The sequence below is a fragment of the Primorskyibacter aestuariivivens genome (genome assembly GCF_028023675.1).
Lineage (GTDB): Bacteria > Pseudomonadota > Alphaproteobacteria > Rhodobacterales > Rhodobacteraceae > Marinovum > Marinovum aestuariivivens.
Genome location: NZ_JAQIOZ010000012.1, coordinates 1 through 21,024 on the forward strand (window position 1 = coordinate 1; position 21,024 = coordinate 21,024).

A 21,024-nucleotide genomic window follows, 5' to 3' on the forward strand; every position below is an offset into this window, starting at 1 on the left:
TCGCTGTATTGCAGCTCTGACGGCGTACGTGGTCGTGGCGCTCCCGTGACGAACTTGTCCCATAATGCTTCCTTCAATTCCTGAGAAAAAATCACACCATCAAACCGTGGGATCAAACAGTTAGGGTCAGTTTTCGGGCGGGGCTGCGAGCGTTTCGCGCCACCGGATCGTGGCGTCCAGATGGATGCTGGCCTGTGGTGGCGTGCCGTTACGCATATCCAGCAGCGCCTTTGCTGCAAGGCGGCCCATGTCTCGATGGGGCACATGCACGGTGGTCAGCGGCGGGGTGACGATCTCGGCAATGTCGAGATCATCAAACCCGGTGACTGACACGTCACGCGGCACCGACAGCCCCAACTTGCGGGCCTGTTGCAAGGCCCCGGCGGCCAGCACATCATTGCCGCACAGGACGGCGGTTGGACGTGGGGAATCCTCCATCAGATCGGCAAATGCAGCCGCGCCATCGGCAATGGAATAGGGTGTTTCGCGTAGGTGCAGCTCTGACGGCTCCAGCCCGGCCTCGCGCATCGCATCGCACAGGCCCATGAACCGTTCGCGGGCGCGGTCATTGTCGCCGCGATTGGCCGAGATATAGCCCAGCCGCCGATGCCCCAATCCAATGACTTCAGCAGCCATGGATTTCATGGCCTGCCGGTTGTCGAACCCGACCGAAATCCTGGGCGCGTCCGGTGTGTAGACCCAGGCGACGACGCAGGGAATCTGGCGTTGTTCAAGAAAGGCGTAGGACTGCGCCGTCCGCTCATGACCGATCAGCAAGAGCGCGTCCGCGCCCCGCGCCACGAGCGCGCGGATCTGATCCTCTTCCAATTGCGGGTCATAGGATGAACTGGCGACCAGAAGCGTCACGCCATTGCGGTGCAGCTCTTCCTGAAAGGCCTGAAGCCCGCGGGCAAAGATGGCGTTGTCCATCGTCGGGATGATCGCGCCAAAGGTATTGGTGCGCTTCGCCGCCAGTGCCTGAGCGCCGAAATTTGGCGCGTAGCCCAGTTTGCGCACGGCTTCCATCACCTTAGTGCGAGTCTTCTCGGAGACGCGTTCCGGTGAATTGAGACAGCGCGACACGGTGGCCGTGGAGACCGAGGCCGCTTTGGCCACATCTTCCAGCGTCGGGACCGTAGGTTCGGGCTGTGTGTCGGATGGGGCCACCGGCGGAGGGACTCCTTGATGAACGGGTCAAAGGGCGTGCATTCGGGTTCGTGCTTGCACTTATGCCCGAATGCCGTGCATAGTTTTTCTGTAAGCGCTTGCAAGAAAATATGCAAGCGCTTACATTTCTCCCGAATCAACCTTGTTTGTGACCTGCGCGTCCTTGGTTCGTTGCGCTTGGCCCGGTCCGGCGCTGGCGTGGATGCACCGGTAGCACGGCCTCATGATACTCAGACGGGATCCGGACCATGGCGAGAGACTATCTCAAGAAAGCAACGCTTCACGCCCGCAGCGATGCGAGCGAAACACGCGATATTGTGCGTGGCATTCTCGATGATATCGAGGCCGGTGGTGATGAGGCGGCGCTGAAATATGCGGCCAAGTTCGATCAATACGAGGGCGACATCCTTTTGACGCCCGAGGCCATCGAAGCGGCGGCGGCAAAGGTGCCGGAAAAGCTGCGCCGGGATATCGAATTTGCACATGCCAACGTCAAACGTTTTGCCGAGGCGCAGCGCGCCACCGTGCATGATTTCGAGGTCGAGGTGACGCCGGGTCTGATCGCCGGGCAAAAGGCGATCCCGGTGCATGCGGCGGGCTGCTACGTGCCGGGCGGGCGCTACAGCCATATCGCAAGCGCCATCATGACCGTGACGACCGCCAAGGTTGCCGGCTGCACCAACATCGTTGCCTGTTCGCCGCCGCGCCCCGGTGTCGGCATCGCGCCCGCGATCATCTACGCCGCGCATGTTTGTGGCGCGGACAAGATCCTTGCCATGGGCGGGGTACAGGGGGTTGCGGCTATGACCTTTGGCCTGTTTGGCCTGCCCAAGGCGAATATCCTTGTTGGCCCCGGCAACCAGTTCGTGGCCGAAGCCAAGCGGATGCTGTTTGGCCGTGTCGGCATCGACATGATCGCTGGACCGACCGACAGCCTGATCCTTGCTGATAGCACTGCTGATCCGATGGTGGTCGCAACCGATCTGGTGAGTCAGGCCGAGCATGGCTACAACTCGCCGGTCTGGCTGGTCACCGACGACAGGGCGCTGGCAGAAGAAGTCATGCGCCTTGTGCCGGGACTGATCGACGATCTGCCCGAGTTGAACCGCGACAATGCGCGCGCCGCGTGGCGCGACTATGCCGAGGTGATCCTCTGTGCCGACCGCGAGGAAATGGCAGCGACCTCGGATGAATACGCACCCGAGCACCTGACCGTGCAGGCGGCTGATCTGGATTGGTGGCTGGAGCGTCTGTCCTGCTATGGATCGCTGTTTCTGGGCGAGGAAACCACCGTGGCCTTTGGCGACAAGGCGTCGGGGACGAACCACGTGCTGCCCACTTCGGGCGCGGCCAGCTATACCGGCGGCCTGAGCGTGCACAAATACATGAAAATCGTGACGTGGCAGCGCGCCACCCGCGAAGGGGCAAAACCCGTGGCTGAAGCAACGGCGCGCATTTCACGGCTCGAAGGGATGGAGGGGCATGCCCGGTCTGCGGATATCCGGCTCCGGAAATACTTCCCGGACGAGGCATTTGATCTGACCGCCGATGGCTGAACCTGGCCTTTTCGACGTCGCGGGCCGCGTGGCTTGTGTTACCGGGGCAAGCTCGGGGCTTGGGCGCCGCGCCGCGCTGACCCTTGCGCGGTCAGGGGCAAAGGTCGTGGGGGTGGCCCGTCGACGCGATGCATTGGACAGCCTTTGTGCCGAGGCCGAAGGCGATTGTGTCGGTGTGGATGCGGATATCGCGAACCGCGAAGGGCTGTCTGACGTAGTGGCGCGTATCCGCGAACCGTTCGGCGCGCCCGATATCCTGATCAACGCAGCGGGGCTGAACACACGGCAGGTGGCAGATGATGTCACGCCCGAGGGCTGGGACGCGACCATCGCGATCAATCTCGGCGCGCCGTTTTTCCTCGCTCAGTCTATGGTGCCGGATATGCGAGCCAAGGGCTGGGGACGAATCGTGAATTTTGCGTCGCTGCAATCCTTTCGCGCCTTTCCCGGCGGCATCTCTTATGGCGCGGCCAAGGGCGGCGTGGCGCAGATGACCCGCGCCATGGCCGAGGCGTGGTCGCGTGACGGCATCACGGCCAATGCGTTGGGGCCGGGATTTTTCCCGACGGAACTGACCGCTTCGGTCTTTGATGATGCGGACCGCGCAGCGCGCAATGCGGCGCAGACCTGTATCGGGCGCAACGGGGCGCTTGAGGATATCGACGGGCCGTTGCTGTTCCTGTGTTCCGAGGCGTCGCGATATGTGACAGGACAGATCCTGATGGTTGATGGAGGGTTCACCGCGAAATGAAGGCGCTTGTCTATACCGGGCCAGAGGCCCTTGAATTCCGGGATGTGGCCGACCCGGTGGCGGAACCTGGCCAGGTGTTGATCCGCATCGACAGCTCCGGCATCTGCGGATCGGACATGCATGCCTTTCTGGGCCATGACGCGCGTCGTCCTGCGCCTTTGATCCTGGGGCATGAGGCGGCAGGCGTGATCACTGGTGGTTCCCGGGATGGCGACCGTGTGACCATCAATCCGCTGGTCAATTGCGGGACCTGTCCTGCCTGCCTAACCGGGCGCGAGAATCTCTGTCCGGAGCGGAAGATCATTTCCATGCCGCCGCGCGAAGGGGCCTTTGCGCAATATGTCACGATGCGCGAGGAAAACCTCGTGACCGTGCCGGATGACTTCCCACTTGAAAAGGCGGCGCTGGCGGAACCCATGGCGGTAAGCTGGCATAGCGCCAAGCTGGGTCTGGCGGCGCTACATCCGGGCGACGAACGCCGTGCGCTGGTGATTGGCGGCGGGGCGATCGGGCTGGCGGCGGCGCTGGCTCTTCGGGCCATGGGATGCGAGGACGTGACGATTGTCGAGCCGAACCCGACGCGCCGCACCTATCTGGAACAGCAGTGCGGGATTGCTGCGGTCAGCCAAGGCGCGGGCCTATGGCCGATGGTGGTGGATGCCGTGGGATATGCAGCAACGCGGGCGGTGGCGTCGGAACTCACAGCACCCGGCGCGGTGATCGTGCATATCGGGTTGGGCGAGGATTCCGGCGGTCTGGACGTGCGGCGCATGACGCTGCAGGAGATCACCTTTATCGGCACCTATACATACACGGCGCAGGATTTCCGCGATACGGCGCAGGCGATGTTCGACGGACGGTTGGGCGCGCTGGACTGGATAGAACAGCGCTCGCTGTCCGACGGGGCGGCAGCGTTCGAGGATATCCGCGCGGGCCGGGTGGCGGCACCGAAGATTGTGCTCAAGCCGAACTGATGGCTCTTCCGGAACGAGTTCACAAATAATCGATTTCATTGATTGAAATCGGTCCGGAAACTTCAAAAGTTTCCGGTGCTACGGTTGCACGTGGCTGCCCTCTGACATCTCAGCCTGCGGAATAATGCAGCCCATCCGTCAGGCAATGCGACAAGCGTAGCTCTACCGGCGTGCCGCCCAAATCATGTGCAATCCGTTCGATGCGCAAGAGCGGGGCGCCGGGGGCGCAGTTCAGCCGCTCTGCATCTGTGTCTGTTGCTGCCACCGCCTTGAGTTGTTCATCGGTGCGCCCGATCCGGATGCCCCAGCGTTTGGCGTAGAGATTGTAGAGATTGTTCGGCACGTCCCGAGTCGGGAAGCCGTCGAACAGCGCCCGGACAAGGATCACGGTCTCGGAAATGGCGGGGCGGTTATTCAGGCTGCGTACCCGTTCGATCCGGAAGGTTTCCGTGCCGCGCGCAATGTCCAGTGCCTGTGCCACGGCAGCGGTAGCCTTGTCCCGACTGACCGAAATCACTTGTGAGGATGGCAGCACGCGCTCCCCGCCATCCGGTTGCAGCCGAAAGAACTGGAACACGAATTCCGCATCATCCGAGCTCGCGACAAACGTGCCGCGCCCCTGTTTGCGGCGCAGGATATTGTCGCGCACCATCTCGTCCAGCGCCTTGCGCACCGTGCCCTGCGACACGCCAAGTTCGCGGGCCAGCTGAATCTCGCTGGGAATCACGTCCCCTGCAACCCAGTCGCCATCGATCAGACGCGTCACCAGACGCTCGCGCACCTGTTGATAGAGCGGCTTTGCGGTCAGACCTGTTGCAGATTCTGTCATTTTCGCCCCGGGTTCCGGACTGTTTACCCCGGCAAGTCTACCGGTTCTGATTGACTCTTCCAAGGTCTTAAGTCTTATATAAGACTTAAGACATACGAGAGGAGCGTTCCATGTCTGAAATCCCCCATCTTCTGGTGCATGAACATGACGACAATGTCGGCGTTGTGGTGGTCGAAGGGCTGACGGCCGGCACCGACATGCTGTGCTGTGTGACCCATGACAATTCCACCTTCCGCCTGACGGCGGGTGCCGATGTGCCAATCGGGCACAAGATCGCTCTGAAGGATTTCAAAGAGGGCGACACGGCCATCAAATATGGCGAGGACATCGGCAAGATCATCGCCGACATCCCCAAGGGCGCGCATGTGCACACCCACAACTGCAAAACCAAGCGCTGGTAAGGAGGTCAGGACATGGCATCGAAATATTCCAACATGACAGTCAAGGCCTACCGGCGTGAAAACGGCCGTGTGGGTGTGCGTAACCACGTGGTTATCCTGCCCGTGGACGACATTTCAAACGCCGCCTGTGAAGCGGTCGCCAACAATGTCAAAGGCACGATGGCGATCCCGCACGCCTATGGCCGTCTGCAGTTCGGCGAAGACCTTGAGTTGCATTTCCGCACCATGATCGGCACCGGGGCCAACCCGAACGTGGCCGCTGTTGTGGTGATCGGGATCGAACCGGGCTGGACCAAGCGTATCGCTGATGGCATCCGCGCAACCGGCAAACCGGTGGCAGAGTTCTCCATCGAGCAGAACGGTGACTTTGAAACCATCCGCGCCGCAAGCTGGGCCGCCAAGGAATATGTCCACTGGGCGACTGAACTGCAGCGCGAGGAATGCTCGATCTCCGAGCTTTGGGTGTCCACCAAATGCGGTGAGAGCGACACTACCACCGGTCTTGGCTCCTGCCCCACGGTCGGCAACATGTATGACAAGCTGCTGCCCGAAGGCATCTATGGCTTCTTTGGTGAGACCTCGGAAATCACCGGAGCCGAGCATATCTGCCAGAAACGCGCCATCAACGAAGAGGTGGGCGAGCGCTGGTACAAGATGTGGAAGGCCTATCAGGACGACGTGATCTTTGCGCACCAGACCGATGACCTGTCCGACAGCCAGCCCACCAAGGGCAATATCGAGGGCGGCCTGACCACCATCGAGGAAAAGGCGCTGGGCAATCTCGAAAAGATCGGCCGGACCTCGCAATATATCGACATTCTCGAACCGGCAGAGATGCCGCAATCGGGCAATGGTCTGTATTTCATGGACTCGTCCTCGGCGGCGGCGGAATGCGTGACGCTGATGGCGGCGGGCGGTGCGGTGATCCACACCTTCCCGACCGGTCAGGGCAATGTGGTGGGCAACCCCATCGTGCCGGTGATCAAGATCACCGCCAACCCACGCACCGTGCGCACAATGGGCGAGCATGTGGATGTGGATGTCTCGGGCATCCTGCGCCGCGAGCAGACCATTGATGAGGCCGGTGATGCGCTGATCGAGATGATCGTGCGCACCGCCAACGGGCGCAACACAGCCGCCGAAGCGCTGGGTCACCGGGAATTCTCGATGACCAAGCTCTATCGCAGCGCCTGAGGACATGTGCGGGCGGTGATTGCGCCGCCCGCCGGTTCCAATATGTCAGCAGACAAAGAAATCATTACGATGGCCGAGGCCACGGCGCTCTTGCATCGGGCCTTTGCGGCCAATGGCGTGAGCGATGCCGCCGCGCGTTCCGTGGCGCAAGCGCTTGTCGCGGCGGAGGCCGAAGGGCAGGTCGGCCACGGGTTTTCGCGCCTTGCAGATTACGTGGCACAGGCCAAAAGCGGCAAGGTCAATGGCCGCGCGCAGCCCAACTGCACCGAGACCGGACCCGCGGCGCTGCATGTGGATGCGGCCCACGGGTTTGCCTATCCCGCGCTGGATCTGGCGTTCGCGCGCGGTGTCGTGGCGGCCAAGGCCAATGGCTGCGCCGCCGTCACTGTCACTCGCTCCCATCATTGCGGTGCCTTGTCGGTGCAGGTGGACCGGATCGCGCGCGAGGGCCTGATCGGGTTGATGGTGGCCAATACGCCGTCGGCCATTGCCCCATGGGGCGCGAGCACACCGCTTTTCGGGACAAACCCGATCGCCTTTGCCGCGCCGCGCGCGGATGCGTCGCCACTGGTGATCGACCTGTCCCTGTCGCGCGTGGCGCGGGGCAAAGTGATGAACGCCAAAAAGACCGGCCAACCCATCCCGGAAGGCTGGGCGCTGGACGCCAAGGGCCAGCCGACGACCGACCCGGAGGCCGCATTGGCGGGGTCCATGGTGCCGATTGGCGAGGCCAAGGGAATGGCTCTTGCACTGATGGTTGAAATACTGGCTGCGGTGCTGAGCGGTGCCAATTTCAGCTCCGAAATGTCGTCCTATTTCAGCGCCGATGGTCCCCCGCCGGGGTCCGGGCAGTTCCTGTTGATGCTACGCCCCGGCGACAGTGTCGGGTTCGCGGCGCGGCTTGAGGCGTTGCTGGGCGAGATTACTGCCATGGACGGCGCGCGCCTGCCGGGGAGCCGCCGTTTGGCGGCGCTTGCTGCGGCTGAGCAAGACGGGGTTGCGGTCCCGACCGCCTATCTCGACGAGGCACGCAGGCTCGCCGGAATGTAACTGGCCGGGCCATGGGGTGTCCCGTGGCCCGGCTCAGGATCAGGCGGTTGACGCGTTCAGCGCGACATCCATCAATGCGCGGATCTTGTCTTCGCGGGTATCCGCAACAAGACGGCCAAGCTCATCATCCCCCTTGAGCACGACCAGCGTCGAGCGGCGCGGGATTTTCATCCGGCTCGCCATTTGCGAACTGCCGTACACGTCCCAATTCACATTGATAAAGGTGATATTGGCTTCATAAGCCGGGTTTTCCTCCTTGAGCGCCTTGATCACGCGTTCCTGCGCCTGGCATGTGCCGCACCAATCCGCCTTGAAATCAAGGAAAACGGTTTCTCCGGCATTCAACCGGTCCTTAAGCATGCCGGGCTTGTAATCCAGCGGCGCGGCATGGGCCTGCATCGGCAGGCCAGCGGCTGCGGCGACGGCGGACAGAACAAGGAAATCGCGACGTTTCATGAAAGTCTCCTGTGAGGTCAGAGGGATACGGAAAGATCGACAAGCCAGGCGGGCATAGCCTCCAGCGCCCAGGCTTCGATGACATGGTGCAGTTTGAAGAGAATAGCCGTCCCGACCAGAAGGAATACAAGGCCAAGGATCGGGCGGGCATAGTCCGCAATCCGGCGCAGCGCACCCTGCCTGCGTTGCAGGGCGGAGCGCGCGCCATAGGCCAGCGCCAGAATGATGGTCGAGACACCGGCGGCAAAGGCGATCATGATCAGCGTCGCCCAGCCAAGATTGTCGCCCTGCGAGGCAAGCGCAATGGCCCCGCCCAACGTCGGGCCGATGCAGGGACTCCAGACCGCGCCAAGAAGAACGCCACCAAGGAACTGTCCCGCAGCGCCGGAGCGATCCAGATCGTCGATCCGCGCATCCGCCCGCGCCGCCATGCCCGCCGTGGCGGTCGAAAAGGCGGCGGTGAAGCGCGGGACAAGCAGCACCGCGCCGAACAGGATCATCATCACCGCCCCGATCTGCGAGATCGTGTCGATGCGCAACCCGATCAGGTGGCCAAAGGCCGTCACCCCCACGCCCAAGGCAACGAAGGACAGGCTCATCCCCGCCATGAACCAGACCGGCCCGCCGCGCCCGGATTGCAGCGCAGACGCCAGTACGATGGGCAGCACCGGCAACACACAGGGGTTGATCAGGGTCAGAACACCTGCACCATATGCAAACAACAATTCCATGCGGGTTTTGTGCGGTGCATGCTTTGAAATGTCATCTGACAAGTGGGTGATGTGGGAATTTCAGTGGCCGACGCGACGGAACCAATGCGAGTGTCTGGTATGTTTGGCAAGCCGGACTAAATCCAACCTTAAGAGACGAGGAAACACATGCCCCCGGACGCTTTCACAGCGCTTCCCACACCGAACGGCCCGGACGGTGCGCCCAGGCGCATCGGGGTCGAAATCGAAATGAGCGGCATCTCCGAAGGCCGCGCGGCACGGATCGCCCGGGATGTTCTGGGCGGCGAGGTCGCTCAGGGCGAAGATACGCTCTGGACGGTGCGCAATTCAGAGATCGGCGATCTGGACATCTATCTTGATGCGTCGTTTCGAAAAGCCGAAAAAAGTGCGCTGCGCGACGCTGCGATTCGGATCGGCCGCGAGGTCATTCCGATCGAACTGGTCACCGGGCCGTTGCTGCCCAAGGACCTGCCGCGTCTGGAAGATCTGGTCCGCGCGCTCAGAGAAGCGGGCGCGCTGGGCAGTTCGGCGGGGCTGTTCTTTGGCTTTGGCATTCACTTCAACATCGAGTTGGCTTCGGAAAATGTTTCTGACATTCGCGACCCGCTGATGGCCTATGCGCTGATCGAAGACTGGATGCGTGCGACCTATCCCATTGACGAAACCCGGCGTGTTCTTCCGTTTACCGCGCCCTATCCGACAGAGTTCGTCAGAGAGCTGATCGGTGCAGGGCGGGACATCAGCCTGTCTGACCTCGCGCATCTCTATGTGGCCCATAATGCCACGCGGAACCGGGGTCTGGATATGTTGCCCATCCTGACGCATCGCTTGCCGGACCTGATGGAGCGGCTTTTGCCATCGGCGACATCGGCGCGCCCGACCTTTCATTTCCGCCTGCCGGATTGCCGCATTGATGAACCCGACTGGACCTTGGCGCAGGAGTGGGAGCGTTGGGTGATCGTCGAACAGGTGGCGCAGAATCATGAGCTTGTGGACAGGCTTTCGGCAGCATGGCTGGATGATCATGGCACGATCACGCTGATCCGGCAGGGCTGGGCCACGCGTGCCGCCGAGATCATGCAAAACTACGGCATTTCGGGGAGCGCAGCTTGAGCAAACCGGTGATCGGAGTCACGACGTCGCGCCGGTCGGGCTGGCGCATCTTTCCGCTGGTGGCGCTGAATGTCTGGCTGGTAGGTGGGCGTGCCGTGCGCTGGGTCGCCGGGCGCGAGGCCGATATCGACGCGGTGGACGGGATCATCATTGGCGGTGGCGACGATATTTCTCCCGACCTTTATGGCGGGCGGCTGGTGACATCGGCGCGGCTGGACCCCGCCCGCGACAAGCTGGAGCGCGGGTTGGTGCGCGCGGCGTTCGAGCGGGGCAAGCCAGTGCTTGGCATTTGCCGGGGCAGCCAGATGCTGAACGTGGCGTCCGGCGGGACGCTGCATCAGGACGCCTATGGGGTCTATGAGGCCTCGCACCGGGTCTGGACGATTCTGCCGCGCAAAACGGTGCGCATCTGCGAAGAGACCAGACTGGCCGGGTTGTCAGGGACCAAGCCCATGCGGATTAACGCGCTGCATTCGCAGGCGGTGGACCAATTGGGGGACGGATTGCGGGTTGCGGCTTTGGACAACGGCGGGATGATCCAGGCCATTGAGCGCACGAGCGATCCCTTTGCGCTGGGTGTGCAATGGCATCCGGAGCATCTGTTTTATGCGCATCGCCAGCGGGCGATCTTTCGCGCGCTGGTCACCGCGGCAGCGGCGTGCCGGGATCAGGCCAACCAGATCGAAACCGTGCGCAAGGACGTTGAGGAAACCCCGCATATTCTGTGACGGAATGGTGCCGGAATGGCGGTGGATTTCACGTGACAGGCGGGCGCGGGCTTTCTAACCTTGGACCATGTTCCTACGCGCCTTTTCCCTTGGTCTCATGCTTCTGGCGACGCCCGCAATGCCGGGCAGCACACCCGTGGACGGTGCGGATCAAACGCCGCAGGAAGAGGAACAGGAATGGTCGAATGCGGATTGGTACGCGGCGTTTCGTGACCGGATCGACGGGTTTGACGAACCGCTTTTTGCGGCCCCCACGCTTGAGGACCTGCCGCCTGCCGATTGCGGCCCGGGAAACACCCCTGAAACCCATGCGCTGCTGATCGGTGCCGGACGCAGTACGGAATTCATCGCGTTGGATGGCCCCGCCAATGACGTTGATCTTTTTGCCAATGCGCTGACCCTGCGGGGCGTTGCACCCGCCAACATCCAGAGGCTCACAGGCCGTGACGCGACCCATGGCAAGCTGCAACAGGTGGCGCGCGGTTTTCTCGACCGGTTGGATTGCAACGATTCCATGATCGTGCATTTCTCGGGCTTTGCGTTCAATGCCTCGGCCATTGGTTTGCCAAAAGAGGCGGGTGGCCCATTTGGACGTGTTTCCAAGGACATATACCTGAGCGAACTGGGCGGACAGTCGATGTCGCGCTCTCTCGCCGACAATGCCATCGAAAGCGCGCCCTTCCTGTTGCTCAATCTTGCACGCAAGGACAGTGGCGCGTTGCTCTCTGCTGCGGCACTGTCTGAATTCGTGACGCAGCTGCGCAATCGTGGCGCGCATGTGAACGTCATTCTGGACGCGCCTTCCGCCACGGATTTCGATCTTGAGGCGCGGCAGGCGCGGATTGACCGGAACCTCTATCCCCGCCTGTCTTTGGCGGCCCGCGATAGTTGCGGCGCGGAGTGTCTGGGCAATTGGACCCCAACGCTACTGGGACCGAATGCGGGGCAATTGTCGATCTTCTACGGCACCGGGCGCGGCAGTCCGGGTATCGAACGCCGCCTGCCGCCGGGGGCCGAGGATGCGCAGATCTATGGCATGCTGTCCTATCAGCTGGCCACCGCCATCACCCTGTCCGAGCGCACCACCATCGGTGCGTTGGCCCGGCATATCCGGGGGCAGGTGTCCGAGGATGTGCGCGATCAGGACTACACCTTTGTCGCCACGGAACCCGATCTGGACCTCATTGCCGAGGACCGGCCCGAGGATCTGTTCCGCTCGCCTCAGATCCTGATCGACAGCCCGCAGATCACCCGCGCCGCGATGAAGCTGAAAAAACCCGAGCTTGAAATCCGTGGTCGGATAGACGCGCGCGGCAAGCCGATACAGGTCAAGATCAATGGCAGCGTCGCCCAGCTTGAGGGCGAGGCGGGATTCCTCGCACGCTACAAGCTCAGGACCGGGGTGAACCGTATTGCCGTGCATGCAATCACCGATGAAAACGAAAGCCTGCGCTACGATTTCGAACTGTTCTACGAGGGCGATATTCGCGAAGTGATCGGGCAGGGCAAACGCTATGCGTTGATCATCGCCAGTCAGGATTATGACGACGGATCGGGCATTCCCGATCTCAAGACGCCGATTGGTGATGCCGAGGCGGTGCGCGATCTTTTGGTGGGCAAATACGGGTTCACCACCGAAGTGGAACTGCCCTCGGGGCGCACGGTTGATTTGTTTCTCCACGATGCCACGCAGCGCGACATTGCGCTGTCTCTGGGCGCTCTGGCGCGGTTGGCCGGGCCGCGGGATTCTGTGCTGATCTTCTATGCCGGACATGGCGAATATGATACGGCGACCAATGCCGCCTATTGGCTGCCCACCGACGCGGTGCTGGATTACCCGGCCACGTTCTTTGATGCCAAGACGCTGAATGACACGCTACAGACCATGGAAGCGGGCAATGTGCTGGTGATTTCGGACAGTTGCTATTCGGGCATGCTTCTGCGCAGCGCCGAAGAGGGTAAAGCCGAAAGCATCCCGGCGCAGGAGCGGCTGCAGCAACTTCAGCGCATGTCGGAAAGCCGGTCGCGCGTGGTCATGTCTTCGGGTGGCAATGCGCCGGTGCTGGATGGCGGCGGCAATGGGCATTCGGTCTTTGCCCGGGCGCTGCTGACCGCCTTGGAAAACCCCGAGGAAACCGCTTTTTCCGCCCGTGAACTCTATTCCCGCGTCAATCAGGCGGTCTCGGTCGGCGGGTTCCAGGAACCGGATTTCCGCCGCATCTACGGGGCCGGTCATGATGGCGGTGATTTCGTCTTTCTGGTTCAGGACTGATCGCGCACTAAGTGCCTCTGGCGAGCCAACCAGAGGACTGACATGACCCGAACGATCCCGCGCAGCGCATTGATCCTTGGCATAGCCGGGATCCTCCCGTTCATCTGGGGTGCCTTCACCACTTTGGCGCCCGATTGGGCCGATTGGGGTACCCGCACACTGGGGCCGCGATTTGTCGGACCTTATGTGCAGCTCTATTACGGGGCGATCATCCTGAGTTTCATGTCCGGCGTGCTCTGGGGCTTTGCCACAAAGACCACTGGCCAATTGGCGGCCATTTGCTACGCCCTGTCCGTGCTGCCCGCGCTCTGGGCGTTTTTCACCACTGGCGGGGGCCCGGTGGCGGCGGGCCAAAGCCTGATCGCGGGGTTCATCGCAATTCTCGGGCTGGATTGGTTTTTCTGGGTGAAAAAGCTGGCCCCGCCATGGTGGATGAAACTGAGGATCGGCATTACTGTGGTGGTCACCGCATGCCTGACCGCCGGAGTGTTTCTGTGACCGCTGATGACCAGACCATTCGCCTCTATGATGAAAAAGCCGAGGATTACGTCAACCTGACCGCTGACGGGATGACCCGCGATCCACGGCTCAAGGCGTTTATCGTCGCCATGCCGCCGGGTGGCCATGCGCTGGATCTTGGCTGTGGGCCGGGGACGTCATCGGGACTGATGGCCGATGCGGGGTTACGGGTGATGGCGCTGGATGCCTCGGCCGAGATGATCGCGCTGGCCGGAAAGCATGCTGGTGTCACGGCGCGTCAGGCAACCTTTGACGACATCACCGGTGACAACCTGTATGACGGGATCTGGGCCAGCTTCTCGCTCTTGCACGCGCCGCGCGCCAATCTGCCCCGGCATCTGGATGCGCTGCATCGGGCCTTGAAACCCGGCGGCCCCTTTGTCATTGCCGTCAAAACCGGCTCGGGGGAGCATCGCGACGACCTAGGCCGGTTCTATACCTATTACGAGGAAGACGAGATGACCGGTCTTTTGCGCGCCCATGGCTTTACGCCGGGCGAGATCACCCGCGGCATTGATCCCGGACTGAGCGGAAAGCGCGAGCCATGGTTCAGCGTGATGGCCCATGGCTGAGCTGTTTGCCTACACCGATGGGGCCTGTTCCGGCAATCCCGGCCCGGGCGGCTGGGGCGCGCTGTTGCAGGCCAAGGAAGGCGAGACCGTGATCAAGGAGCGCGAGCTCAAAGGCGGCGAGCCGGGGACCACCAACAACCGGATGGAATTGCTGGCGGCGATCCACGCGCTTGAGGCGCTGGAGCGGCCCTCGAAGATCACCGTCGTCACAGACAGCGCCTATGTGAAAAACGGCGTGACCGGCTGGATTCATGGTTGGAAGCGCAATGGCTGGAAAACCGCGGCCAAGAAGCCGGTCAAAAATGTCGAGCTATGGCAACGGCTGGACGCGGCACAGGAACGCCATGACGTGACATGGGAATGGGTCAAGGGCCACGCGGGTCACCCCGAGAATGAACGTGCCGACGAATTGGCCCGCGCGGGCATGGCCCCGTTCAAGGAAAAGGCATGATCCTCACCGCGCTCGATTACGCCTCGGTGCTGGTCTTTGCCCTGACCGGAGCGCTGGCGGCATCGCGGGCGCAGCTGGACATTGTGGGCTTTGCCTTTCTCGCCTCGCTCACGGCGGTGGGCGGCGGCACGGTGCGCGACCTGCTCTTGGACCGTCATCCGATCTTCTGGATCGCCGATCCCGGCTTCGTGCTTGTGGCGGCGGGCGCGGCGGGTCTGGTGTTCTTCACCGCGCATCTGGTGGAGAGCCGGTTGCAGTGGCTCTTGTGGCTGGACACATTCGCGCTGGCCGTGGCTGTTGCGGCAGGGACCGGGGTGGCCATGAGCCTTGATCAGTCGCCGGTGATCGTGGTGATCATGGGCATTTCCACGGGCTGCCTTGGCGGGTTGATGCGCGATGTGGTGGCCAATGAGGTGCCTGTCGTGCTGCGACAGGGCGAGCTTTACGCGACGGCGGCCTTGGCCGGAGCCATAGCCGCGTTGGGTTTGCAGGCGCTGGGCGTGGGCAATGGGCTGGCTTTGCTGGGCTGCGCGGCGCTGACATGGGCCTTGCGCGCCGGATCGCTGCGCTTTGGCTGGTCGCTGCCGGTCTACAAGAGCCGACCGCCCAAAGCTTAAAACGTCTCGGGGCGGAACCCGTCGGGAATGCGGTCAATGCCGTCAAGCACCAGATCGGCCATCACCGCACCCACCTTGGGGGCCATGCCAAAGCCGATCTTGAAACCACCATTGGCGATGAAAGCACCATTGCGCAGCGGATGCGGCCCCAGAACCGGCGCGCGGCTGCGGGCGCGGGGGCGCACTCCGGCCCAACGCTCAAGCACTTCGGCACCGGCGAGTACCGGAAAAGCGGCCCGCGCACGGGCAATCACGTCGTCCAACTGCGCATCCACGGCGCAAGGATCGTCATAGTCCCGCTCAGAGGTGGAACCGATTGCCACCGTTCCGTCCCCATGCGGCACGATATGCAGCGCATCGGCGAAAAGCTGTGGCCTGTCCCGCGCCTCGAACCTCAACAATGCGGCCTGTCCCTTGACCCCATTGCCAAGCGTGCGGCCTGCCGGGTGGCTCATGGCCTCCAGATCATGCACGCCGGTGGCCCATATGATCGCGCCTTGGTCTTTGGCCTCGCGCACAATCTCAACACCGCGTGCCGCGCAGGCCACCACCAGCGCCGCACAGGCTTTGCGCGGGTGCAGCCGTGCGGTTAGCGTGTCGTGGATGAGCAGGCCAGAGGGCGATTGTGGTGCCCAATCCCCGGAGTCCGAGGCTTGGATCACCTCCCAAACCGCCTTGCCCTGCCACAGCTCGCGCGCGGTTTCACTACGTTGCCGGGCCAGCGCGACCGCGTGGTCATCGGCCAAAGGCTGCAAGCGGCCCGAACGCAGGTAACCCGGATCGTGCCCGCCAGCCGCTGCCACATCTGCCCAGAAACTTTCGGCCATGATCAGGCTGTCGAATTGAAAGGCTTTCTTCTCGTTCCAGTTTTCCGGCACATGCGGGGCTAGCGCGCCGACCAGCCCGCCCGAGGCCCCGGCCCCCGGCCCGAAAGGATCGACAACGCGCACCCGCGCGCCGCGCCGGGCGCAGCACCACGCCACAGACAGGCCGAAAACGCCCGCGCCCCGCACCGTCACATCGACCATTGCCATTTCCCCGATCTGCCGTTTATCTCGCCCCGTTCACCGATCCATAAGGCAGCGGTCCATGACTGACCAGAGCGCGGAACTGGAGTGGCGGGACGGCGGCGTGCCTGTCTCCACCCGGTTCGATGATCCCTATTACTCGCTCGACAATGGTCTGGCGGAGACGCGGCATGTGTTTCTGGCGGGCAACGACCTGCCTGCGCGGTTCCGGGATGGATTTCACATTGCCGAACTGGGGTTTGGCACCGGGCTGAACCTGTTGACCGCCTTGCAAGCATTCCGTGACGCAGGCGCGCCCAGCAAGCTGCAATTCACCACGTTTGAGGCCTTTCCGATGGCCGCGCCCGACATGATCGCGGCACAGGCAGCGTTTCCGGAACTCGCGGATCTTGCGGCAGAGTTGCGCACCTGGTGGGAGGCGGGGCAGAGCGTGTTCGAGACGGGTGATCTGAGTTTCGCGATGATCACCGGGGATGCGCGCGAAACGCTGCCACTCTGGTCGGGCAAGGCCGACGCATGGTTTCTTGACGGGTTTTCCCCGGCCAAGAATCCCGAGCTGTGGGGCGCGGAACTGATGGCAGAAGTGGCCCGCCACACCGTCCGGGGCGGAACGGCGGCCACCTATACGGCGGCGGGCCATGTGCGGCGGGGGCTTGAGGCGGCAGGGTTCACCGTGACCCGCGTCCCCGGCTTTGGCCGCAAACGCCACATGACGACAGCGAGGCTCTGATGCGCAACGATCCCGTTCTGGGCATCTGGCTCATGGTGGCCACGACCTTTGTGTTCGCCTTGCAGGATGGGCTGTCGCAGCATCTGGCCTCCACTTACAACGTGCTCATGGTGGTGATGATCCGCTACTGGTTCTTTGCCGCCTTTGTCATTGCGATTTCGGCGCGCAAGGCCGGTGGGCTCCGGGCTGCGGCGCAGACCTCTCAGCCGCTCGTGCAGGGGTTCCGGGGGCTGCTGCTGGCAGCCGAAATTTGCGTCATGGTGCTGGCCTTCACCTATCTCGGGCTGGTGGAGAGCCATGCGGTCTTTGTCTGCTATCCTCTGCTGATCGCCGCCCTGTCCGGCCCGATCCTGGGCGAACAGGTCGGCTGGCGGCGATGGACCGCCATCGGCGTGGGCTTTATCGGTGTGCTGATCATCATCCGACCGGGCGCGGGCGTGTTCTCACCCTACGCGCTGATCCCGTTGCTCTCGGCGTCGATGTTCGCGCTTTACGGGCTTTTGACCCGCTTTGTGGCGCGTCGCGATTCCGCGGCGACCTCGTTTTTCTGGACCGGCACTGTTGGCGCGGTATTCATGACCGCCATTGGTATCTGGTTCTGGGAGCCGATGACGCCCATGGACTGGGTCTGGATGGGCTGTCTTTGCGTCACCGGGGCGGGCGGGCATTACCTGTTGATCAAATGCTACGAAGTGGCCGAAGCCAGCACGGTGCAGCCCTTTGCCTATCTTCAGATGCCTTTTGCCTCGGCCTTTGGGATGGTCTTTTTCGGCGAAACCCTGCGCACCAACGTGGCCATCGGCGCGGCTCTGATCATCGGCGCGGGCCTGTTCACCCTATGGCGAGAGCGGCAGAAGCGTCGCGCCGGATAGCTCCTTTGAGAATGGCACCGGGTGCGGGTCCTTGCCCAGCCGCGCGCGATAGACCGGCAGGCTTTCGGTGACCCGCATGATGTAGTTGCGCGTTTCAGTAAACGGGACCATCTCGATCCAGTCGATCACGTCCACCGCACCCCGACGAGGATCGCCCCGGTCGCGCATCCAGCGGATCGGGCGCGACGGTCCGGCATTGTAACCCGCAGCCATCATCACCGGATTGCCGTCAAACTGCCGCGCCAACCGGTCGAGATAGGCCGCGCCCAGCCTGGCGTTGTAGTCCCAGTCGCTGGTCAGGTTAGCCTTGCGATATGTCATTCCCAGCTCGCGCGCGACCTCCTGAGCCGTGCCTGGCATGACCTGCATCAACCCGCGCGCGCCTGCCGGGCTGATCACCCGGTGGTCAAACTCACTCTCGCGCCGGGCAATGGCCAGCACCAGTTCCTTGGGTACGGGATGCCCGCCCGCCGCCACCGGATGCAGGGCATAATAGGGCGCAGCAATCTCCAGCCCGGCCTGCGCCGCGCGCTTGCCAAGCATCACCGCGATATGGGGCTGCGCCAGCTCGTCCAGCATCTTGCCCATCAGGTGCAGGTTCGGCTCATCCTGCGATTCCGCCAGATGGGTCCAGAACCGCTCGGCCAGCCAGTTTTCCCCGGACGCCAACAGCAAGAGCGCCGCCTTGTGCACGCTGGAGCGGGTGAAATCCGCGGTTTTCCAATCCGCCTCGGGGCGGTAGCCCGCCAGCGCGGTATTGAAGGGGAGGCCCGCACGTTCCGCGGCGAGCAGCCCGTAAAAGCTGGTCTGGTAGGCGGCCCCAAGCGCATAGGCCGTTTTCGCAGCTTCGGCGTTGTCTGCCGCCTCATGCGCCCGCCCCAGCCAATAGCCCGCGCGCCCGACCGAGATGGGCGTGAAGACGTCTTCGCGGAAGCGGGAGAAATGGGTGATGGCGGTGTCAGGATCGTTCAGGAAGCGCAGGGACAAAAAGCCCGACAGCCATTCAAGATCGGCAAAACTGCGCCCCGTCGTGGTGAAATGGGTAGAGGCGATCCGATAGGCCAGTGTCGCTTTGCCTTCGCGCATCGCCCGCCGGGCCATGTCGCGTCGGCGCGGGCCCCAGAATTCGGGCTCACCAAGCGCTTGCGCACTGGTCGAGCGCTCAAGGAGCAACTCGGTCGCGCTGTCACGCAGCCCCTTGCGCATGCGCCATTCGAAGCGCTCATAGGCCAGCCCGGGATGGTCGGCGAGGGATGCCGGTACCGCCGCGATCAGCGGGTCCGGATTGCCCGCCCGGTCGCGCAACGCAATGCGCGCCCGCGCAAGCTTCTTCCAGCCATCGGAGACCAGCGGCTCCATTCTCAGCGCATTGACCTTCCAGCCCTCCCACAGCATCCGGTCAAGCCGCGCCTCGTGATGGGGTTTGAGAAGCGGGCCGTAGAGTTTGAGAAATTCGGTTTGTTCTTCGTCCGACAGGGACAGCGTGCGCCAGGCCAGAACGAGCCCTGCCTGCGCTGCGCCGCTTTCCCCGGACTGCAGCAGTGCATCCGCATGTGCCAGGGCACCTGCGCCCGTCTGCGGCGGAAATCTCGCGAAAAAAGCCAGCCTGTCGGCAACCGATGCATCCGCCATGGCAGCTTCGCTCTTTTCGGCAAGCCACTGCAGGCCCGGCCAATCACCGTTGCGTGCGAGGAAATCCGTCACTGCGGCGGCATCGCCATGGCCCGCGCGCAAGCGGTGCCATTCGATCACGTCGCGCGCGACCTGCCCATCACGTAATGCCGAATCAAGCGCATCCTGCCAGCGCCCGTTGCGCATGGCGTCCATGGCATCAGCCAGCGCCCGGATCTCGACCTGTTGACGCGCCTGCGGCCGCAGGCTGGTGTTGATCTGCGCGCCGATATCCTGAGCCATATCGTGAGCCATATCCTGAGCCAGGGCAGGGAGTGGCGGCGCAAATGCACAGAACGTGAGGAACACAAGGGGAAGTCGCATCATGACTTGCAATTTCTGATCTGAAAAGGAATAGACACCACTCAGACATTAGAGGCCCGGCCCGGCCGATCAACTCACGTTTGGGTCATGGGCGGATCATTGCGGCTCTCGCGCCGTGCAACACGTAAAAAGGAGCGTACCCATGTTCAAAGGATCCATGCCTGCACTGGTCACGCCGTTCAAGAACGGCGAGGTTGATCTGGACACGCTCCGAAAACTCGTGGACTGGCACGTGGACCAGGGCTCGCACGGGCTTGTCCCGGTCGGCACCACCGGTGAAAGCCCGACGCTCAGCCATGCCGAGCATGAGCTGGTCGTCTCCGAGGTGGTCAAGGCCGCTGCAGGCCGCATTCCGGTGATCGCCGGGGCCGGATCGAACAACACGACCGAGGCCATTCGCTTTATGCGCCACGCCAAGGAGGTGGGGGCCGATGCGGCGCTGGTGGTCACGCCGTATTATAACAAGCCGACACAGGCCGGGCTGATCGCGCATTTCACGGCGCTGCATGACGCGGTGGACCTGCCGATCATCATCTACAACATTCCCGGACGGTCGGTCGTGGACATGTCGCCCGCCACGATGGGTCAGCTTGCCAAGCTTAAGAATATCATCGGCGTCAAGGATGCGACCGGCGATCTGGCGCGTGTCTGCGCCCAGCGGATCACCTGTGGCCCCGAGTTTCTGCAGATTTCCGGCGAGGACGGCACCGCGCACGGGTTCAACGCACAGGGGGGTGTGGGCTGCATTTCGGTCACGGCGAACGTGGCGCCGAAACTGTGCAGCAGCCTGCAAGAGGCCTGCCTTGCCGGGAATTACGCCAAGGCGCTGGAGATCCAGGACCGGTTGATGCCGCTGCATCAGGCCATCTTTACCGAGCCGGGCCTCTGCGGCGCGAAATACGCCATGTCGCAGCTGGGCCTGTGCTCGGACGAGGTGCGCCTGCCGCTGACGCCGGTGACGGAACCGACGCGTGCCAAGCTGGACAGCGCTCTGCGTCACGCGGGGCTGATGAACTAG

Annotated in this window: 22 protein-coding genes; 16 read left to right on the top strand and 6 right to left on the bottom strand. The window is 63.0% G+C overall.

Translation table 11 applies throughout. The features are described from left to right. Nucleotides 1-126: 126 nt before the first annotated feature. Nucleotides 127-1,167 (bottom strand): LacI family DNA-binding transcriptional regulator, encoded by a 1,041-nt coding sequence (locus PGB28_RS13030; RefSeq protein ID WP_271421953.1) that lies wholly within the window; start codon nt 1,165-1,167, stop codon nt 127-129. Nucleotides 1,168-1,415: 248 nt separating this feature from the next. On the opposite strand from PGB28_RS13030, the gene hisD reads away from it, so the two are divergent. The 3 genes from hisD to PGB28_RS13045 are packed head-to-tail and all read left to right on the top strand — an operon-like array spanning nt 1,416 to nt 4,448. Then, entirely contained in the window at nt 1,416-2,723 is a 1,308-nt protein-coding gene (gene hisD / locus PGB28_RS13035; RefSeq protein ID WP_271421954.1) for a histidinol dehydrogenase, read from the top strand. After that, nucleotides 2,716-3,474: an SDR family NAD(P)-dependent oxidoreductase gene (locus PGB28_RS13040; RefSeq protein ID WP_271421955.1), complete on the top strand. Its 759-nt coding sequence runs from the start codon at nt 2,716-2,718 to the stop codon at nt 3,472-3,474. The genes hisD and PGB28_RS13040 overlap by 8 nt, the downstream gene beginning before the upstream one ends. Further along, nucleotides 3,471-4,448, top strand: a complete 978-nt coding sequence (locus PGB28_RS13045; RefSeq protein ID WP_271421956.1) for a zinc-dependent alcohol dehydrogenase — start codon at nt 3,471-3,473, stop codon at nt 4,446-4,448. Before PGB28_RS13040 ends, PGB28_RS13045 begins: the two co-directional genes overlap by 4 nt. 109 nt (nt 4,449-4,557) lie before the next feature. On the opposite strand, the gene PGB28_RS13050 is transcribed toward PGB28_RS13045, so the two are convergent. Continuing rightward, nucleotides 4,558-5,277, bottom strand: a complete 720-nt coding sequence (locus PGB28_RS13050) for a GntR family transcriptional regulator (RefSeq protein ID WP_271421957.1) — start codon at nt 5,275-5,277, stop codon at nt 4,558-4,560. Nucleotides 5,278-5,387: 110 nt separating this feature from the next. Between PGB28_RS13050 and PGB28_RS13055 the strand changes: the two genes are divergently transcribed. From PGB28_RS13055 to PGB28_RS13065, 3 genes are read left to right on the top strand one after another with little or no spacing between them, the layout of a single operon-like run. After that, nucleotides 5,388-5,678: a UxaA family hydrolase gene (locus PGB28_RS13055; protein ID WP_271421958.1), complete on the top strand. Its 291-nt coding sequence runs from the start codon at nt 5,388-5,390 to the stop codon at nt 5,676-5,678. Nucleotides 5,679-5,690: 12 nt separating this feature from the next. Then, complete coding sequence (locus PGB28_RS13060; protein ID WP_271421959.1) at nt 5,691-6,872, top strand: UxaA family hydrolase; 1,182 nt, start codon at nt 5,691-5,693, stop codon at nt 6,870-6,872. A gap of 42 nt (nt 6,873-6,914) precedes the next feature. Continuing rightward, nucleotides 6,915-7,922 carry an Ldh family oxidoreductase gene (locus PGB28_RS13065; protein WP_271421960.1) on the top strand — a complete coding sequence of 336 codons (1,008 nt, stop codon included), beginning with the start codon at nt 6,915-6,917 and terminating at the stop codon, nt 7,920-7,922. A gap of 39 nt (nt 7,923-7,961) precedes the next feature. Here the strand turns inward: PGB28_RS13065 and PGB28_RS13070 are convergent, their stop codons facing one another. Together PGB28_RS13070 and PGB28_RS13075 are read right to left on the bottom strand one after the other, a co-directional pair. Continuing rightward, nucleotides 7,962-8,378 (bottom strand): thioredoxin family protein, encoded by a 417-nt coding sequence (locus PGB28_RS13070; RefSeq protein ID WP_271421961.1) that lies wholly within the window; start codon nt 8,376-8,378, stop codon nt 7,962-7,964. A 17-nt stretch (nt 8,379-8,395) separates the two neighbouring features. After that, nucleotides 8,396-9,109 (bottom strand): cytochrome c biogenesis CcdA family protein, encoded by a 714-nt coding sequence (locus tag PGB28_RS13075; protein ID WP_271421962.1) that lies wholly within the window; start codon nt 9,107-9,109, stop codon nt 8,396-8,398. Nucleotides 9,110-9,256: 147 nt separating this feature from the next. Here PGB28_RS13075 and PGB28_RS13080 point away from each other — a divergent pair, with 147 nt between their 5' ends. The 7 genes from PGB28_RS13080 (at nt 9,257) to PGB28_RS13110 (ending at nt 15,381) form a co-directional block, all read left to right on the top strand. Beyond that, on the top strand, nt 9,257-10,222 hold the full coding sequence (locus PGB28_RS13080) for an amidoligase family protein (protein ID WP_271421963.1): 966 nt from the start codon (nt 9,257-9,259) through the stop codon (nt 10,220-10,222). Then, on the top strand, nt 10,219-10,950 hold the full coding sequence (locus PGB28_RS13085) for a gamma-glutamyl-gamma-aminobutyrate hydrolase family protein (protein WP_271421964.1): 732 nt from the start codon (nt 10,219-10,221) through the stop codon (nt 10,948-10,950). Before PGB28_RS13080 ends, PGB28_RS13085 begins: the two co-directional genes overlap by 4 nt. A 67-nt stretch (nt 10,951-11,017) precedes the next feature. After that, entirely contained in the window at nt 11,018-13,222 is a 2,205-nt protein-coding gene (locus PGB28_RS13090) for a caspase family protein (protein ID WP_271421965.1), read from the top strand. Between the two features lie 42 nt (nt 13,223-13,264). Continuing rightward, complete coding sequence (locus PGB28_RS13095; RefSeq protein WP_271421966.1) at nt 13,265-13,720, top strand: DUF3429 domain-containing protein; 456 nt, start codon at nt 13,265-13,267, stop codon at nt 13,718-13,720. Beyond that, a complete protein-coding gene (locus PGB28_RS13100) occupies nt 13,717-14,313 on the top strand; it encodes a class I SAM-dependent DNA methyltransferase (RefSeq protein WP_271421967.1) in 597 nt (198 codons plus the stop codon). Before PGB28_RS13095 ends, PGB28_RS13100 begins: the two co-directional genes overlap by 4 nt. Next, a complete protein-coding gene (gene rnhA, locus PGB28_RS13105; protein WP_271421968.1) occupies nt 14,306-14,764 on the top strand; it encodes a ribonuclease HI in 459 nt (152 codons plus the stop codon). The genes PGB28_RS13100 and rnhA overlap by 8 nt, the downstream gene beginning before the upstream one ends. After that, complete coding sequence (locus PGB28_RS13110) at nt 14,761-15,381, top strand: trimeric intracellular cation channel family protein (protein ID WP_271421969.1); 621 nt, start codon at nt 14,761-14,763, stop codon at nt 15,379-15,381. The genes rnhA and PGB28_RS13110 overlap by 4 nt, the downstream gene beginning before the upstream one ends. On the opposite strand, the gene PGB28_RS13115 is transcribed toward PGB28_RS13110, so the two are convergent. Then, nucleotides 15,378-16,409 carry an NAD(P)/FAD-dependent oxidoreductase gene (locus PGB28_RS13115; protein WP_271421970.1) on the bottom strand — a complete coding sequence of 344 codons (1,032 nt, stop codon included), beginning with the start codon at nt 16,407-16,409 and terminating at the stop codon, nt 15,378-15,380. The genes PGB28_RS13110 and PGB28_RS13115 overlap by 4 nt on opposite strands. A 61-nt stretch (nt 16,410-16,470) precedes the next feature. Between PGB28_RS13115 and mnmD the strand changes: the two genes are divergently transcribed. Together mnmD and PGB28_RS13125 are read left to right on the top strand one after the other, a co-directional pair. Next, nucleotides 16,471-17,139, top strand: coding sequence for a tRNA (5-methylaminomethyl-2-thiouridine)(34)-methyltransferase MnmD (mnmD, locus tag PGB28_RS13120; RefSeq protein WP_271421971.1), 669 nt, complete (start codon nt 16,471-16,473; stop codon nt 17,137-17,139). After that, nucleotides 17,139-18,011, top strand: coding sequence for a DMT family transporter (locus tag PGB28_RS13125; RefSeq protein ID WP_271421972.1), 873 nt, complete (start codon nt 17,139-17,141; stop codon nt 18,009-18,011). The genes mnmD and PGB28_RS13125 overlap by 1 nt, the downstream gene beginning before the upstream one ends. On the opposite strand, the gene PGB28_RS13130 is transcribed toward PGB28_RS13125, so the two are convergent. Then, the gene (locus PGB28_RS13130) at nt 17,976-19,937 is read right to left on the bottom strand and encodes a lytic transglycosylase domain-containing protein (protein WP_271421973.1); all 1,962 of its coding nucleotides are present in this window, start codon (nt 19,935-19,937) and stop codon (nt 17,976-17,978) included. The genes PGB28_RS13125 and PGB28_RS13130 overlap by 36 nt on opposite strands. Before the next feature lie 211 nt (nt 19,938-20,148). Here PGB28_RS13130 and dapA point away from each other — a divergent pair, with 211 nt between their 5' ends. Then, the gene (dapA, locus tag PGB28_RS13135; RefSeq protein WP_271421974.1) at nt 20,149-21,024 is read left to right on the top strand and encodes a 4-hydroxy-tetrahydrodipicolinate synthase; all 876 of its coding nucleotides are present in this window, start codon (nt 20,149-20,151) and stop codon (nt 21,022-21,024) included.